The 16,927-nt window shown below is 57.7% G+C and carries 12 protein-coding genes; 6 read left to right on the top strand and 6 right to left on the bottom strand.

All coding sequences use genetic code 11. The features are described from left to right. Nucleotides 1–5: 5 nt before the first annotated feature. The 5 genes from P8935_RS15900 to ccsA form a co-directional block, all read right to left on the bottom strand. On the bottom strand, nt 6–1,382 hold the full coding sequence (locus P8935_RS15900; protein ID WP_348261280.1) for a hypothetical protein: 1,377 nt from the start codon (nt 1,380–1,382) through the stop codon (nt 6–8). 75 nt (nt 1,383–1,457) lie between these two features. Then, complete coding sequence (locus tag P8935_RS15905; protein WP_348261281.1) at nt 1,458–2,225, bottom strand: uroporphyrinogen-III synthase; 768 nt, start codon at nt 2,223–2,225, stop codon at nt 1,458–1,460. Nucleotides 2,226–2,410: 185 nt separating this feature from the next. Beyond that, the gene (gene hemC / locus P8935_RS15910) at nt 2,411–3,364 is read right to left on the bottom strand and encodes a hydroxymethylbilane synthase (protein WP_348261282.1); all 954 of its coding nucleotides are present in this window, start codon (nt 3,362–3,364) and stop codon (nt 2,411–2,413) included. Next, complete coding sequence (gene hemA / locus P8935_RS15915) at nt 3,361–4,740, bottom strand: glutamyl-tRNA reductase (protein ID WP_348261283.1); 1,380 nt, start codon at nt 4,738–4,740, stop codon at nt 3,361–3,363. The genes hemC and hemA overlap by 4 nt, the downstream gene beginning before the upstream one ends. After that, on the bottom strand, nt 4,737–5,573 hold the full coding sequence (gene ccsA, locus P8935_RS15920; RefSeq protein WP_348261284.1) for a cytochrome c biogenesis protein CcsA: 837 nt from the start codon (nt 5,571–5,573) through the stop codon (nt 4,737–4,739). Before ccsA ends, hemA begins: the two co-directional genes overlap by 4 nt. Nucleotides 5,574–5,683: 110 nt before the next feature. On the opposite strand from ccsA, the gene P8935_RS15925 reads away from it, so the two are divergent. Next, the gene (locus P8935_RS15925; RefSeq protein WP_348261285.1) at nt 5,684–6,673 is read left to right on the top strand and encodes a PQQ-binding-like beta-propeller repeat protein; all 990 of its coding nucleotides are present in this window, start codon (nt 5,684–5,686) and stop codon (nt 6,671–6,673) included. Here the strand turns inward: P8935_RS15925 and P8935_RS15930 are convergent. Beyond that, nucleotides 6,660–7,097 (bottom strand): hypothetical protein, encoded by a 438-nt coding sequence (locus tag P8935_RS15930; protein ID WP_348261286.1) that lies wholly within the window; start codon nt 7,095–7,097, stop codon nt 6,660–6,662. The genes P8935_RS15925 and P8935_RS15930 overlap by 14 nt on opposite strands. Before the next feature lie 317 nt (nt 7,098–7,414). Between P8935_RS15930 and mutS the strand changes: the two genes are divergently transcribed. The 5 genes from mutS to P8935_RS15955 all read left to right on the top strand — a co-directional run bounded on the left by mutS (nt 7,415) and on the right by P8935_RS15955 (nt 16,811). Next, a complete protein-coding gene (gene mutS, locus P8935_RS15935; protein ID WP_348265346.1) occupies nt 7,415–9,997 on the top strand; it encodes a DNA mismatch repair protein MutS in 2,583 nt (860 codons plus the stop codon). Next, nucleotides 9,994–11,136 carry a beta-N-acetylhexosaminidase gene (nagZ, locus tag P8935_RS15940; protein WP_348261287.1) on the top strand — a complete coding sequence of 381 codons (1,143 nt, stop codon included), beginning with the start codon at nt 9,994–9,996 and terminating at the stop codon, nt 11,134–11,136. The genes mutS and nagZ overlap by 4 nt, the downstream gene beginning before the upstream one ends. Next, nucleotides 11,133–12,302: an anhydro-N-acetylmuramic acid kinase gene (locus P8935_RS15945; RefSeq protein ID WP_348261288.1), complete on the top strand. Its 1,170-nt coding sequence runs from the start codon at nt 11,133–11,135 to the stop codon at nt 12,300–12,302. The genes nagZ and P8935_RS15945 overlap by 4 nt, the downstream gene beginning before the upstream one ends. A gap of 251 nt (nt 12,303–12,553) precedes the next feature. Beyond that, complete coding sequence (locus P8935_RS15950) at nt 12,554–13,759, top strand: hypothetical protein (RefSeq protein ID WP_348261289.1); 1,206 nt, start codon at nt 12,554–12,556, stop codon at nt 13,757–13,759. 43 nt (nt 13,760–13,802) lie between these two features. Next, entirely contained in the window at nt 13,803–16,811 is a 3,009-nt protein-coding gene (locus P8935_RS15955; protein WP_348261290.1) for a carboxypeptidase regulatory-like domain-containing protein, read from the top strand. Nucleotides 16,812–16,927 lie beyond the last annotated feature (116 nt).

Here is a 16,927-nt window from a genome sequence, read left to right on the forward strand (position 1 = left end):
AGTTTCTAGCTTGTTTTCGTACTTGGATGGATGTAGTAGATAAGGCCAAGGTAGTCATCGGACAACAAGAAGCTGTCTTTGCCTACGCGCAGGATTCCGCAGGGTCGGCCATGCACTACTGGCTTGCCATTTTCTGTCATCAGAAAACCCGTGATGAAGTCGCGTGGCTTTCGATCAGAGGGCGTGAAACGCACCACACGATAGCCGGTTCCAATGCTTGGATGGCTGGCACCGTGCAGGGCGGCAAGGAAGCCATCACGGAGCAGATTGTCATCCTGCGCAAAATACTCGAAACCGAGTGGTGAGCTGTGCGCCGCAAAAGTTGTGTACGCCGCGGGAACCTGCGCGCATGACCTGAGTGCCGCCGGCGCGTGCCCCAGATCGGCATTTGGATCAGGGCTTCGTTTTTGTCCTCCACCTGCGCTAAGATTCGTCCCTGTCGCTGCGACTCCTTTCTGCTTGCCGTATACCGAATCGTCATGATGTGCGGAAGGCACCGGCGCGGTGAGAGCAAAATACCTTGCCTCGCTCAGTGCGGGCAGCGGCGTCTTGTCGAGCACTGGCTTGCCATTGGAAAAGTAGCAGGTAGGCCAGCCGTAGTTCAGCGGAGGCTTCGCGGCAATGTCAAGCTTGAAAAAGGTATCTTCGGGGAGTTTATCGCCGAGATGATCGTCTCCCATGTTGGTTGCAAAGAGCGCGCCATCGAGAGCAGGCACTGCGTGAATGTCCACGGCGTTCCGCAATCCCTGCGCAATGAGCGACGGATTCTTTCCGTCGGGATCCATGCTTACGACTGACGCGCGCAGCACTTCATCTTCCTGGCAGTAGTTGCAGGATGATCCGACGGAGACAAAAACCCTCGTGGCGTTTCCCATCTTGCCGATGGCCACCGTGCGCGTGAGGTGCCAGCCGCCGTATTTGTAGTTGAGTCCGTAGTCGGGAAACTTGATCAACGTCTCAGGCGGAGACGAAGGTGCATTGTCGCCCGCGTTGTACTTGTACCGCACTAGTCTGTCGCTGAGTGGCACGTAGAGCCAGCTCTGTTGCGTTCCGGGATCGGTCCAGAAGGCGATGTTGTTGGGATTGCGAAGATGATCGAGATAATGCGTGATCCTTGAGAAAGTGTAGGTCTTGTCGTTCCAGCCATCGAGGATGAAAACGGAACCCTGAGTGTTGTCCGCAAGGCTGTGCATTCCGGTGACAAAGATTCTTCCATCTGGCGAGCGGGCGAAGAAGCGAACCCGCCCAAGCCCCGTAGCGGCGATGTTGATTCCAAGAGAAGGAGGAAGAGCCAGCGTGATGGATTTGCCGGGAGCGTAGCGGAGAGTGTGCTGCTGCTGACCTTGGGATAAAACACTGAACGCTACAACGAGAATCAGCACTTGAAACCGCCGAAATTGCGACGACTGCATAGGAAGAAGTCTAAAGCGTCCACCGCCTTGGGGCGGTCGTGGGAGTTATGCCAATGCCCGAAGCACCGCTGCCAGCAGGGCGGGGATATCGTGGGGCGTGGCTTCGGCAAAGGGTTCCCAACCTCGTTCGCGAAGTGTTGCGCTGGTGATGGGGCCAATGGAAATGGCCTTGACGCCTGGAAACGGAAACGCGATGCCGGCGTTGCGCGCGACGTCTGCCAGGTGGATGACGCTGGATGAGCTGGTGAAGGTGCACGCGTCAATCCGTGTAGCGATCGCAGCACGTAACCGTCCGGGTGAATCGGCAGGAGTGGCATTCTGGTAAGCGTCAACCACGTTCACGGTAGCTCCGATTTTGCGCAAGGCATCGGGGATGACGTCGCGAGCGATGGTGGCGCGCGCCAGCAATACGTGCTTACCGCGGATGCGGGTTGCGAGTGCGGTAACGAGACTTTCCGCGACGTAGCTTTCGGGAGTAAGCGTGACGTGAAGGCCCGCCTGCCGGGCGGCTTCAGCAGTGGCCTGGCCGATGGCGCCGATGTGCGGGCCGGGATCGCGCAGGGAGAGCCCGAGAGCCGCGGCTCTTTCCGTAACGGCTCGAACGGTATTGGCACTCGTAAGAATCAACCAGTCGTAACTGTAGAGATGCTGGAGTGCATGATTGAGCGGTTCGTAGCTCGCGGGCGGAAGGATTTCGAGGACGGGCACTTCGACAGGCTCTATACCGGCTGCGCGCAGGCCTTCACTGAGTTTGCCCGCCTGGTGCGCGGCACGCGTGACAAGGACGCGTCGACCTGCGAGTGGCGCCGTCATACGATGAACTCTATCTGGCGATGCTTACTCTTCATGATGGCCTTGGAGATTTAACCTGGCGATTTTCCGCATCCGAGGGGATGGATTGAGAGGCAAAACCTCAATCTCCTTCCCTTTGTCCCGTTACTCGGAAAGACAATCATAGCTGGATTGATTCAGAAACCCGCGTGAAGTCTGAAAGATTGCTAGGCGGAAGCGCCTGCGGGCGGATTTGCGGTCGCTTCGAGCAGCGGAGCGGCACCTGCTTCGATGAGCAGTTCCGCCGCCAGCTGACCGAGGGCGACAGGGCCGATTTCGGATCGACGCGACTCATGATGGATGCGGATAGCTTTGCCGGTTGCTGGATCAGCGACTACGGCAAAAATTTCCTGCCATTCTCCGGCTTCGTCTTGCGGAGCGAGGCGACAGTGAATGCCGATGGGAACCTGGCAGCCCCCGCCAAGGGCGGCAAGAGCAGCACGTTCGGCGGTCACGGCGAAGCACGTAGCGGGATCGTTGAGGAAGGCAATGGCAGCAATGGTTGCTGCGTCATCTTTCCGTGTCTCGATGCCCAGTGAACCCTGGCCGGCAGCAGGACAGAAATGATGCGGCTCGAGGCGCTCGCGGATCCACTCGGTCTTTTCAAGACGATCGAGGCCTGCGGCGGCGAGGAGGATTGCACCAACCTGTCCCTCGGCGAGTTTGCGCAGACGGGTATCGACGTTTCCGCGAAACTCTACTGCTTGGATGTCGGGGCGGAGAGCAAGCAACTGGGCGCGGCGGCGCTGACTGCTGGTGCCGACCACTGCTCCGTGCGGAAGTGCATGCAGGCTGTGATACTTGACTGAAACGAGGACGTCGCGGGGGTCAACGCGAGGCGGCGTCGCGGCGAGGGTGAAGGGCGCGGGCAACTCTGTCGGCAGGTCTTTCAGCGAATGGACGGCGAGATCGACACGGCCTTCCGCAAGCGCCTCTTCAATCTCCTTGGTGAACATTCCTTTGGAGCCAACCTGGGCGAAGGTGACTTCCTGCAGACGGTCGCCAGTGGTCTTAATGATTTCGATTTCGACGGTGTGACCATGCCCGCGCAAAAGCGCAGCGATATGATTAGCCTGCCAGAGCGCAAGTTGCGAGCCACGACTACCGATGCGCAGATTCATTTGCCTCCTACGGCGCTGGTTTCGTTCTCGCGGCGCTCCGCGCTTTTACTCTCCGCTTCCCCGTAGGTAGTTGGAGAAGGTTCCGATTGGGGTGCGACTGGTTCTGAAACGGCGTCGGCCACCGAAGGCAGTGACCACGCTTCGCATAGGGCGTCTACGCGGGTTGAGTCGTTTTCGCGCGCAGCCTGCTTGAGAGCCTGCATGGGAGGATGAAGAAACTTGTTGACCAGACCGCGCGTGAGCGCTTCGATGGCCGCGAGCTGTTCTTCATTGAGGATTCCAAGCTTCGCGTGCATACGCCTCATCTCGTTCTGACGGATCTCTTCGGCCTGGTGCTGCAACGAGACAATAGCTGGGGCAACATTGACAGCGCGACGGCGCTGATGGAAGCGCTCCACCTCGGCATTGATGAGCGCTTCGGCATCGCCGGCCTGGGACTGCCGTTCCGCGATGTGCGAGGCCGCTACTTGCTGCAGGTCGTCGATGTCGTAGACGAAGATGCCTTCGACCTTGTTCATCGCAGGATCGACATCGCGGGGGACGGCGATATCGATGAAGAACATGGGGCGGTTGCGCCGCCGATGCATAAATTGCTGACCGTGCTCTTTGCGGAAGATCGGGTGAGGCGCGCCTGTAGAGCTGATGACGATGTCTGCTTCTGTGGCCGTCTCGTAGAGCTTTTCGAACGGAATGACGCGTCCGTCGAAGGGCTCGGCAAGCTGGCGGGCGCGTTCCAGCGTGCGGTTGGTGACGAGGATGGCTCCCGCTCCCTGCTGCACCAGATGACGGGCTGCAAGTTCGCTCATTTTTCCGGCGCCGACCAGGAAGACGGTGCGGCCCTGGAGCGATCCGAATATCTTGCGGGCCAGTTCGACCGCGACCGACGCAATGGAGACGGAGTTGGAGCCGATTTGCGTTTCGGTTCGAACACGCTTGGCTGCGGCGAATGCGGACTGCAGCAAATGTTCCAGTTGTCCGGAGACGGTACCGGCGGCTCGCGCCGAAGCAAAGGCTTCTTTTACCTGTCCGAGAATCTGGGGTTCGCCGACCACCATCGAGTCGAGGCTGGAAGCCACGCGGAAGAGATGGCGAACTGCCTGCTGATCGCGATGCTGATAGATGTGCGGCGCCAGCAGAGTCTGATCGATGCCGAAGTGGTGATGCAGGAACGTGGTTAGATCGGTTTCGGGTGATTCTACGGCGGCCAGTATTTCCACACGATTGCAGGTGGAGACAATCATGCATTCGCTGACGCCGGGCTGCGCGGCCAGTGCGCGGGTCGCTTCGGGCAGCTCGTCGCGGGAGATAGCGATGCGCTCGCGCAGCTCGATGGGCGCGGTTTTGTGATTCACCCCGATAAGAACGAGCCGGCTCATGGGGCACCGAACCTGTGGACGTGGCTCACGGTGTTGGCCGCCCACACGCAAAGCATGACGATCAGAACCGCTCCGGAAAGATAGGCAGCCTTGCGACCGCGAAGCCCGGCTGTCTGACGCAGGTAGAGCAGGAGTACATAGAGTCCCCACATCGCGTAGGAAGCTACAACCTTGGGGTCGCCATAATAGGCAGCGCCAAGAGAGGTCTCCTGTACAAGAACGGCGCCAAGAATAAGACCGACGGTCATGCAGGGGAAACCGAAGAGCAGCATGGCATGGGCGATGCGCTCAAGGGTATCCAGCGGCGGCAACCAGTCGAGAGGAATCCACCAGGAGTTATCAGGAGACTTGGGCTTGGCCTTCAGTCGGCGTTCCTGCACCAGATAAAGCAGCGATGCGAGAAGGCTGAACCCCAGGGCGGCATACGCAGCCAGGAGCGCCGTAATATGAGCAATCAGCCAGCTCGTTCTTACGCCTTCCGACGGAAAACTATAACCTTTGAGGCCCAATGACGGAACAAACACCAGGAAAAACGTGATCGGGAGTGCGAAAACTCCAAGGGAAATGGCGTCGTAGATCCACCAGGCCAAAAAGAATAGACCGGCCACCGCAAATCCAAGCAATGATTCAGCTTCGCGGGCTCCCACTGGAACCCAACGATGAGCTTGGACAAGCATTTCTACGGCAGATACGAAGTGGAAAAAGAAAGCCATGCCACCGAGGTGCACACACCACCGTCGCGCACGCTCGGACTTGTAGAGCACGGCGGGGAAGATTGCGTAGCTAGCCGCGAAATAAAGTACGGTCGCGACTCGGAGCCAAAGCAGGTGCATGCCGAACTCAAATCTAAAGCCTTAGGTCTCAGTATACTGTGATCCAAATCACCGTAACGAGTTTGGCGAGTAGTAGGGGTGTGATCTGTATCCGCAAAGGACTGAAGGCGATGAGAGCGATTTATGTAAGACGCATCAGCATCGGGATCTGTATAGGCCTTGTGTTGTTATCTTTTCCGATGATCGGACAGGGGCCGGTTTTTCCGAAGAAGACCGGAGTTCAGACCCCAGGCGTGCAGCACCCGATGGAGGAATTGCCCAAGGCAGCCACGATTGAGGTGAAGGGCGATCCGGATTGGCTCAGTGTGACTGCAGATGCCCTATGGATAACGAGCGGCAACGTTGACCACGTGGTTCGAATCGATCCGACAACCAACCAGACAGGGGTGGTGGTGACGGTCCACAAGCCGTGCTCAGGATTGGCGGTTGGATTCGGGAGTTTGTGGGTTCCGAGTTGCGGGGACAAGATCCTGGTGCGACTGGATCAACAGACTGGCGCGCTCCAGGCGACGGTCTCGGCTGGGCCTGCGGACGATGAGGGAGGAGTCACCGCCGGGTCTGGAAGTGTGTGGTTGGTGACCTCAAAGGAGGGAGAACTGACCCGGATCGACGCCAGAACCAATAAGGTCATCGCGCGGATCAGGATCCCGGCTGGATCATTCAACCCCCTCTTTGCGGATGGGTCGGTATGGGTGAGTTCGAATGCCGGCAATGCGCTGGTTCGAGTCGATCCAACAACCAACAAGGTGTTGAGTTCCACTGCGGTCGGTCTGATGCCACGCTTCCTGACCTACGGCGCGAGATCGATCTGGGTGCTGAACCAAGGCGATGGCACGGTTTCGCGTGTGGATTCCAAAACTGGCAAGCTGATCGCGACAATCGGCGTCGGGATTCCGGGGCACGGCGGTGAGATTGCCTTTGGTGGTGGATCGGTCTGGGCTACCGAGACCGAGTTTCCCCTTAGCCGCATTGATGCGAAGACGAACACCGTGGTGGCGCAGTGGCACGGTGCGGGTGGCGACAGTGTGCGTTACGCTTTCGGTTCAGTCTGGCTTACAGATTTGCGCGGCGAGAAAGTCTGGCGAATCAGCGTCCAATAAATCTGAAGCCTACCAAAAATACCCAGGCGATTGTAACGATAAGAACGGTCTTTTTGGCGCGGCGGAAATCCGGGTCGTCTGTTTGGATATTGAGGAATCGAAAACACCAGAGAATTATCCAGATGGGAATTGCAAATTCCAGAAAGATGAGGCCGAGTTCTCCCATGAATGTCATGAACGGTACAAAAAGGATGACCAGAAATGCCGGCGCGCAAAGCGCAGCAATCTTCAAGTAGCTTGCATCGCTGCAGGCGCGGTTAATGCGGGCCATCCTGACTGCGGCTACCTCTGCAATCGCAGGGTCTATGGATGCGGAGCAAAAGCGGCATTGCGTTGAGGCCGTGTCGATTGTCTGCTTGCAACTCGGGCATTCGAAGATCTTTGGCTTATCGACGTCCGAGGTAATGCTTAGGCTATTTCCCATAGGTCGATCGCTCCTGCTCCGGCGCCACTGAGTGTGTTCCACATCTGATTAATGGCGAGAATCATACAAGCTGGAATCGCAGCATGGAATGGGATCCCCGGCCCGTGTTGGGAACTAGCGGGGTTTGCCCCTTGTTCTGCACAGGGCGCTAGCAGTCGCAACACGGTAATCTGTAGGCAATTGTGCAATCCGCAGACCTCCAATCCGCGGCGGCGCCCCCGTCTCCCCCTGCCTCGGAAGAGTCCCTCGTCGACAGTACCGCAGAGGCTCCGGCCTCAGGCAAAGCCGGTGCCAAATCGCTGGAGCCGACGCCCTTTATGCGGCAGTGGTCTGCAGCCAAGCGCGAAAACCCCGATGCATTGCTGTTCTTTCGCATGGGCGACTTTTATGAGCTCTTCTATGACGACGCGATAATTGCCAGCCGCGAGTTGCAACTTACGTTGACCGCGCGCGACCGGGAGCGGCAGTTGCCCATGTGCGGGGTACCGTACCACTCGGTCGAAGGATACCTGGCGCGGCTTTTGCGCAAAGGCTATCGAATCGCCATCTGCGATCAGATGGAAGATCCGAAGCTCACCAAGAAGATTGTGAAGCGTGAAGTGACGCGCGTGCTCTCTCCAGGCACCGCGATGGATGCGGCGCTTGGCCAGGAACGCAACAACTTTCTGGCTGCGTATTTTGAAAGCGGTCCGGAGAAGCAGGCTGTCTGCGCAGTGGCGCTTCTTGATGTTTCAACCGGGGAATTTCGCACGGCGGAGTTTCAGGGTGCGAAGGCTCGACAACAGGCGTTGGAGGAGTTGCTGCTTGCCGGCCCGAGCGAAGTTCTGCTGGCAACGAGTGCGGAGATCCCGGGGGCACTTGAAAAGATTCCAGCCAAAACGCGTGTCGAGGATTGGGTGTGGACGCGGGATTTCGCACTTCAGATAGTCGAGCGGCAACTCAAGGTGAAGTCGCTCGAGGGATTCGGGCTGCTGGGTCACGAGCCGGCGGCGATCGCTGCAGGCGCACTGCTGCATTACGTTCGCACCACGCAGAAAAACGAAGCGCTGCACATTGATTCGCTGAAGTTTCAGGAGCACTCGACTGCGCTGGAGCTCGACCAGGTGACGGTGCGGAATCTTGAACTCGTCGAGCCACTGTTTGCCGGGCAGGACGACCGTGCGACGCTTTTCCACACGCTGAATTGCTGCCTGACACCGATGGGAAAGCGGATGCTGCGTGCGACCATCCTGCGGCCGCTCATTGATGCTGACGTGTTGGACGCACGGTACGAAGCAGTTTCAGAGGCGCACGGCGATCTGCTCAAGCGCGAAGAAGTCCGTCGCGCGTTTGAAGGCATCCTTGATCTGGAGCGTCTACTGGCGCGGCTCAGTCTGGACTCCGCTGGCCCCCGCGACGTCTGCGGGCTGGCGGCTAGCCTGGCGCGTTTGCCGGATTTGAAGATTGCTATGGAGGCGATGCAAGCTCCGCTGTGGCGCGAACTCATTACGCGGCTCGACACGCTCGAAGACGTAACGACGCGCATTGTGACCACGCTGGTTGCCGAGCCGCCGCTGACGATGGCGGATGGCGGCGCGATTCAAACGGGCGTGGATGCCGAGCTTGATGAGTTGCGGACGATTTCATCGTCAGGCCGGCAGTCGATTGCCGCGATCGAGGAACGGGAGCGGGCACGCACAGGCATCGGTTCTCTGAAGGTGCGCTACAACTCGGTCTTTGGTTATTACATTGAGATCACAAAGTCGAACCTGGCGATGGCTCCGGCGGACTACGAGCGCAAACAGACGCTGGTCAATGCGGAACGATTCACGACGCCGGAGTTGAAAGAGTACGAAGTCAAGATTCTTACCGCGCACGATCGTTGCATCGAGATCGAGAAGCGGATCTTTGTGGCTTTGCGGACGAAGGTGCTGGAAGCCGCGGGCAGGATTCGGCGAACGTCGACGGCTGTTGCGGAGGCCGATCTGCTGACGAACTTTGCGCATCTCGCGGCACTGCGGCGGTATGTGCGACCCGTACTGAAGGACGAGCAACTGCTGGAGGCAGTGGCGGCGCGGCATCCGGTAATTGAGCAGTGGATGGAGGAGACGCGCGAAGGCCGGTTTATCGCCAACGATCTATACATCAATTCGGGTGAATTCGGACCGAGCCTGCTGCTGATCACTGGGCCGAACATGGGTGGCAAAAGTACTTATCTGCGGCAGGCCGCGATGCTGGTGCTGATGGCGCAGATGGGGAGCTTTGTTCCGGCGCAGAGTCTGCGGCTGGGATTGGTGGATCGCATCTACACGCGTATCGGGGCAAGCGATAACGTTGCGCGGGGTCGCTCCACATTTATGGTGGAGATGACGGAAACGGCGACGATCCTGAACACGGCGACGAAACGATCGTTAATCTTGCTCGACGAGATGGGACGCGGTACGGCGACGTTTGACGGGCTGTCGCTTGCATGGGCCACGGTCGAATATCTCCATGCGGAGACGGGTGCACGCACGTTGTTTGCCACGCACTATCACGAGTTGACAATGCTTGCGGAGAAGTTGCCACGTGTGCGCAACCTGCGCGTGGGTGTGAAGGAGGGCGCGGGCGGTATCGTGTTTCTGCATACGATTGAACCGGGTGCAGCCAGCAAGAGTTACGGGATAGAAGTCGCAAAGCTGGCGGGATTGCCGACGCAGGTGATCGATCGCGCAAAACATGTATTGAAGCAGCATGAGAAGCAGGAGCGCCAGAGCGTGCAGGTGGAAACAACACCGGAGCCGATGCAGTTGACAATTTTTACGCCATTATCGCAGCGGATCGTGGATCGCATCGAAGCCGTCGATGTGAATGCGCTGACGCCTTTACAGGCGCTGAATCTACTGGAAGAGTTGCAGCAGGAACTCAAGGAGAAATCATGACTGCGACGGTGCGGCAGGCCGCCGGTAGCTTACTCGTGGTGGGTTTGAACGCGACGGAACTCACGGGACTGGAGCGTGCTTGGCTCAGGTTGGTGCGTCCAGGCGGCATCATCCTCTTCCGTCGCAACATCAAAGATGCGCAGCAGACGCGCGCATTGCTGGAAGAGGCTACCGGATTTTGTTGTCCGCGCGCAGTGCGGTGCGTGGACGTTGAAGGCGGCACAGTCAACCGGCTGCGCGATGCTCTAGCTCCCATTGCGTCAGCGCAGGCCGTGGCAGAAGCGATGCGCACCGCGAAAAAGACTGCGCTGGCGCGGAAGCATGGCGAGTTGATTGCGCGCGCGGTCAAGGCTTTTGGGTTCAACACGACGCTTGCGCCGGTTGTGGATCTGGCACTTCCTGAAGCATCAGACGTTTTGGGATCGCGGACGGCGGGCGCCAATGCGGCAGAGGTAATCGCCTACGCGCGCGAGTTTTTAGCAGGACTGGAAGCACAGGGAGTGACGGGATGCGGAAAGCATTTCCCAGGGCTGGGCGGAGCGGCGGGAGATACGCATTTCGTAACGCCGGAGATTCTGCGAACCAGTTCGCAGGTGTGGGATGAAGACGTAGTTCCCTACCGCGAACTTCATCGCTCCATGCCGATGATCATGACGAATCACGCTGCTTACCCCCACACGCCGGGGAAGAACGAGCCGGCGAGCGCCTCACGGTTCTGGATTGCGGCGACTCTTCGCAAACGGATCGGCTACAAGGGGATCATTCTCTCCGATGACTTGGAGATGGGCGGAATTCTCAAGTTTCTTCCGGTGGAAGAGGCGGCGGTGGCTGCCATTCGCGCAGGATCTGACCTGCTGGAAATCTGTCACAGCCCCGAATTGATTCTGCGAACCTATGAGGCGCTGGTTTCAGAGGGCGAACGTTCTGGATCGTTTCGAAAGCTGTTGCTGGCAACTGCGCGCGATTCTGCGCGGAAGCGCACACGGCTTTACGCTCGCGGTGTAACTCCGGCGCTGAGCGTGACGAAGCTTGAATCGCTGCGCAAAAGCATTCTGGATTTCAACGCTACAGTAGCCGCCATTTTGAATGCGACCGCAGAAGCCGCGCCACGCGCTTCGTCTCCGGCGGAAGCATCATGAAGGTGAAGCCCATGATCGTGGCTGGCGTCATGAGCGGGACGTCGGCGGATGGGATCGATGTCGCTGTTGTGCGGATCGAACGAATTAGAGCCCGAACAAAGCTGACGCTGCTTGCGCATGAGGGCTTTCGTTATCCTGCTGCGCTTCGCTCCCTGGTGCTGGCAGCGATGAATGCCAAGTCAACTTCCACTGCCGAATTGGCATGGCTGAACTGGCGACTCGGAATCGCATTTGCCGATGCGGTCAAGGCCACGATCGACCGACACAAACTCAGTTTGGATTTGGTCGGATGCCACGGCCAGACGCTTTATCACCAGGCACGTCCCACCTCCTATGCGGGGAAAACTTTCGCGTGCACCTGGCAGGCTGGAGAGGCTTCGTTGATTGCTGCGGAGACCGGCGTCCCCGTAGTCTCCAATTTTCGTCCCGCCGATATGGCGGCTGGCGGTCAGGGCGCTCCGCTTGTACCGATGCTCGACTATGTTTTATTCGCTGATTCGAAGAGTGGACGCGTACTGCAAAACATCGGTGGCATCGCAAATATGACGGCGATGCCTGCGGCTTGCACCGCGGATGAGCTGATCGCATTCGATACCGGTCCCGGCAACATGGTGATGGATGCGCTGACGCAGAAACTGTTTAACAAGTCTTATGACCGCAACGGGTCGATCGCTGCCCGCGGCCAGGTGTTGGATTCTGTGGTTGAACAGATGTTGCGTAATCCATACTTCGCAGTCAAGCCTCCGCGCACTGCAGGCCGCGAAGAATTTGGGCGCGAGTATGCCGCGAAGTTTCTTACCTCCTGTCGTCGTGTGAGCCGCAAAGGCGAAGATGCTTTGGCAACCGCGACTGCACTCACCGCGGAAAGCATTGCGCGCAGCTTCGAACGGTTCGTGATGAAGAGCATGCAAGGCAAGCCAATTGACTACATCGTCTCAGGAGGCGGAGCAAAGAATTCTACGCTCATGCGGATGTTGAAGGTGCGTCTCGAACGATTGGGATGCAAGGTTGCGGCAATCGAATCCTTCGGAATTCCAGCAGAGGCCAAGGAGGCCGCGGCGTTCGCACTGCTGGCGTGGTTGACGTGGCATCGGCTTCCCGGGAATATTCCTGCCGCTACGGGAGCCAAGCGTCCGGCAATCCTAGGGCAGATCACGTACGTGTAAATTAAGTTGGCTCGAGCACTGAGCTCGATTCTCGGCAGCATCGAAACAACTTAAGGTTCGCTTAAGGTTGCGCCTTTGTAAGTATCACATATATAAACAGATGTGCTCCCCCGCACAAACCACAAATACGCGTGCACAGTTTGGCACTGTTTCTCAACCTTTTGCAGGTCTGACTCGTCTACCGAAACAGATAACGATTACAGCGTTGCCGCGGCGGGACGGTCGCGTTTGGCACACGCAGAAGTGGATTTATGAATAGCAAGATGGCGAAGCGAGCCTACCTCTCATTTTTGTCGTTGGCGCTTCTTCTCGGCGTTGCGGCAGTTTCCCCGGCTCTTCATGCGCAGGCAGCGGCTCAGCGTTTTCTAGGCACCGTAACGGCGATCAACGGCGACTCGCTAACCGTAAAAACCGATGCAGGTGAAGTGCGGCAGGTGCAGGTTCCCGCGGCGGCAGTTCTAAAACGCATCGCGCCCGGACAGAAGGATTTGAGCACGGCGGAGACTATTCAGCTCACCGATGTCGCGACCGGTGACCGCGTCCTAGTGAAACTTGACCCCGATTCGCCGGGTCCGCCGCCGCAGGTAGCGCAGTTGATCGCCATGAAGCAGAGCGACGTTGCGCAAAAGCAGCAGAAAGACCAGGAAGCGTGGCAGCGCAACGGCGTGGGCGGGTTGGTAAAGAGCGTCGACCCATCCGCAGGCGTGGTTATCTTGACCAGCGGCGCTGGCCCGACAGCAAAGACAGTCACGGTTCACATTGAGAAGTCGACAGTATTGAAACGTTATGCACCGACTTCGATCCGATATGCCGACGCCCAGACTGCACCTCTTGATGCCGTACGAGTGGGCGACCAATTTCGCGCACGTGGACAGAAGAATGCGGACGGAACGGAGATCACCGCTGAGGAAGTGGTATCGGGCAGTTTCAGGAACATCTCTGGGACTGTGACCTCGATCGACACTGCAGCGTCCACCTTGATCGTCAAGGATCTGATGACCAAGAAACCCGTGACGATCCACGTAACTCCGGATGTGCAGATGCGGCGACTGCCCGACATGATGTCGCGGATGATCGCTGCGCGGCTTAAGGGATCTGCACCCGGCCCCGGTGGTGCCACCATGACGGCGCGGCCTGAAAGTGGCGGCGCTCCCGGCGGGCCGCCAAACGGCCAAGGTGCGGGACCAGGCGCAGGCCCCGGTGGCGCGGGCGGAGGACGCCGCGCCGGCGGAGGCGACATGGAACAGGCACTGGATAGGGCTCCTGCAATTAAGCTCAGCGACCTGCAAAAGGGCGAAGCTGTCATGCTCGTGTCGACCCAGGGCGCATCAGACGTGAACGCCATCAAGCTGCTCGCTGGCGTGGAACCACTTCTTGAGGCGCCGGCTGCCAGTCAGAATCTTCTTTCGAGCTGGAGCATGGGTTCTGGCGGGGCCGAAGCTGGCGGGGCCCAATAGTTTGTCCATCATTCGCACTCATACGGAATCAAGTGAGGAATAAGTGCATCTACGACTTCATTGCATCATTCATTTTTTAATTGCGTTTGCGCTTGGTATTGCAAGTCTCGCAGCGCACGGCCAAACGGCCACTTCCGCCACCGCGACGACTATTCACGGCCATATCGCGGACCAGACGGGGGCGCTGATTCCCGGAGCGAAGGTCACGATCACCACTGCCGACGGCAAGATTGCAGGCACGGCAACGGCGGATGCGAGTGGAGCTTACTCTATAGGCGGCCTCACAACGGGGAGCTACATACTCAAGGCCGAATATCAAGGCTTCGCACCATTTCAATCGCAGCCAATTGCGGTTGCAGCCGGACAGATCAAGCGCGTCGATATCGCAATGGCGATCGAGGTAGAGCAACAAAACATTACGGTGACCGATGATTCGCCACAGGTGAACGTCGAAGCCGGTGGAAATGCCAATTCACTAGTGTTGAAGGACAAGGACCTGGATGCGCTGTCAGACGATCCTGACGAATTATCGAACGAACTCTCGGCACTCGCCGGTCCATCAGCCGGCCCGAATGGTGGGCAGATATATATCGATGGATTCAGCGGCGGACAGCTTCCTCCGAAGTCGGCGATCCGCGAAATCCGCATCAACCAGAATCCGTTCTCTGCGGAATTTGACAGGCTCGGTTATGGACGCATTGAAATTCTAACGAAGCCGGGAACGGACAAGTTGCATGGGCAATTCTTCATCCAGGGGAACGACAAGAGCTTCAATACAGGTAATCCATTCACGACAACAGTTCCTTCGTATTACAGCTACCAGTTCAATGGGACGGTGAACGGAGCGATCTCTAAGACATCTTCGTTTTTCGTGAGTGCGGAGCAACGCAACACTGAAAACGTAAATTCATGGAGGATCTACGACGCCATCCTGAATCAAGGCTCGGGGTTTGTAGACGTTCCCCAATACCCTGTCAGCCTGCTAAACCGGCGCATTCGCGACAATGCTTCGGCCCGCATCGATTGGCAGCTAGGCGCGAAGAATACATTCACGGTGCGCTATGGATTCTGGTCCGAGTCGGAACATGGCGACTTGAACAACCTCTCTCTGCCTACGGCCTCAACGCACGAGTCGAATACAGATCATACGGTGCAGATGAGCGATGCCTATGTGATTAACGACCACGCGGTGAACGAGACCCGTTTTCAATTTGAACGGCAGAACGAGAATCACTATCCAGACTCCACGGCGCGCACAATCGGGGTGCAAGGCGACTTTACCGGTGGCGGCTATTCAGGACAGGTGTACCGCGATCATGCCACCAGGCTCGAGTTCTGGAACATTACGACCCTGAGTCACGGCACGCACGCCATCAAGTTTGGAACCCGCATGCGGGACGGACGCGACGCTAATTTTACCGACTCGAACTTTAATGGCAGCTTCTCATTTGCAAGTTCTAGCGATTACTTGAATATGGCCAACGGGCTTGCGGCCGGCATTCCCTATAACCAGTTAGTAAGCGAAGGTTTCGGTCCAACATCGGCCAGCTATACAACCGGGGGACAGTCTTCGCTGGCGAATGTGTTCGATGTTGCCCTGTTTGCACAGGATGATTGGAAAGTTAACCCGCGCCTGACTGTTTCCGGCGGAGTTCGTTGGGAAGCTCAAAATCACATCTCGGATCACAACGATTGGGCGCCACGAGTTTCGATGGCCTACGCGCTGGATGGCGGCAAAAACAAGAAGACCAAGACCGTGTTTCGCGCTGGTTACGGAATCTTCTACGACCGGTTGGATGTTCGCAGTCTCATCACCGTAAATCGCTACAACATTCAAAATCAGGTGGTATACAACAATCCGGTTTGCAGTTCGTCTTCGACTTCCGGTGGGCAGGCAACAACGCTTGATCAGATTGACTTGAGCACCTGCTCCAATAGCAATGAGGCTGTAGCATCCACGGTGCCAGTGAAGTATGAAGTTGCACCGCAGTTTCACTCGCCTTATACGGGGCAGGCTGGAGCAAGCCTGGAACGCCAAATCTCTGCGGGAACAAGTGCGACGGTGACATATCTCCACTCGTTTGGCGTGCACCAGTTAGTAACGCGCAATGCCAACCAGGCGTTGGGTGGTACTCCGCAAACCGACTCTGGCGGATATCTGTACGAGTACTTTCCTGAAGCTGTCTTTAAGGAAAACCAGATGATCGCGAGCGTCAACGCAAGGGTCACAAAGAATCTGAATTTTGTAGGTTTCTACACGCTGGCATTTGCCAACAGCGACAGTGCCGGCACAAGCGGCAATGCCTCAAATGCCTATGACCTGCTGCAGGATTATGGCCCAGCGGGGTTTGTTTCTCGTAACATGCTGTTTGCGATGGGCAACTATAACGGCCCGTGGAAACTCCGTTTCAATCCCTTCATGATGGCCCAATCCGGGAAGCCGTATAACATCACGCTTCCCACTGACCCATTGAACAATTTTTACAATCAGCGACCTTCTTACGCGACGGCTTCCACGCCGCTGGCCAATCAGGTTGTCACTTCATTTGGAACGCTCGACGTGGCGCCGCTTCCGGGTGAAAAGCTGATTCCAGTGAATCTCGGAAATGGCCCTGCGGCATTCTCCTTCAATCTCAGGGTAAGCAGGGCAATTGGTGTCGGACCAAAGACTGAGGGCGGATCGAGCGCAAACGGTATGGGCGGCGGTCCTCCAGACGGCGGAGGTGGTGGACGACGCGGTGGACCTCCGGGAGGCGGCCTTGGTCCGGGTGGACTCGGTGGAGGCGGTGGCCGTGGCGGCCCTGGTGGGATGTTTGGACCGACAGCCACTGGGCGCAAGTACTCATTGAACTTCAGCGTTCAGGCCCTGAATCTGTTCAACAATATCGACTATGGGCAGCCGACAGGCACAATCATCCCTACGCCCGATCCGAGCACTGGCGTGAATGGTCCCGGAAATCAATTTGGACATTCGACGAGCCTCGCTGGGGGTATGTTCAGTTCCGGTTCCGCGGCGCGGCGCGTGTTTGCACAAGTGGTGTTTTCGTTCTGAGAAATTCAAATAGAACAGAAGGCCGGGTATATGCTCCGGCCTTTTGTTTTGCTCAAGCACTGACGGAATAAATATTTCTTGGTCTGCTTCAATCGGTACTGCAAAAAGATTTCCCG

This window comes from Telmatobacter sp. DSM 110680 (assembly GCF_039994875.1).
Taxonomy (GTDB): domain Bacteria; phylum Acidobacteriota; class Terriglobia; order Terriglobales; family Acidobacteriaceae; genus Telmatobacter.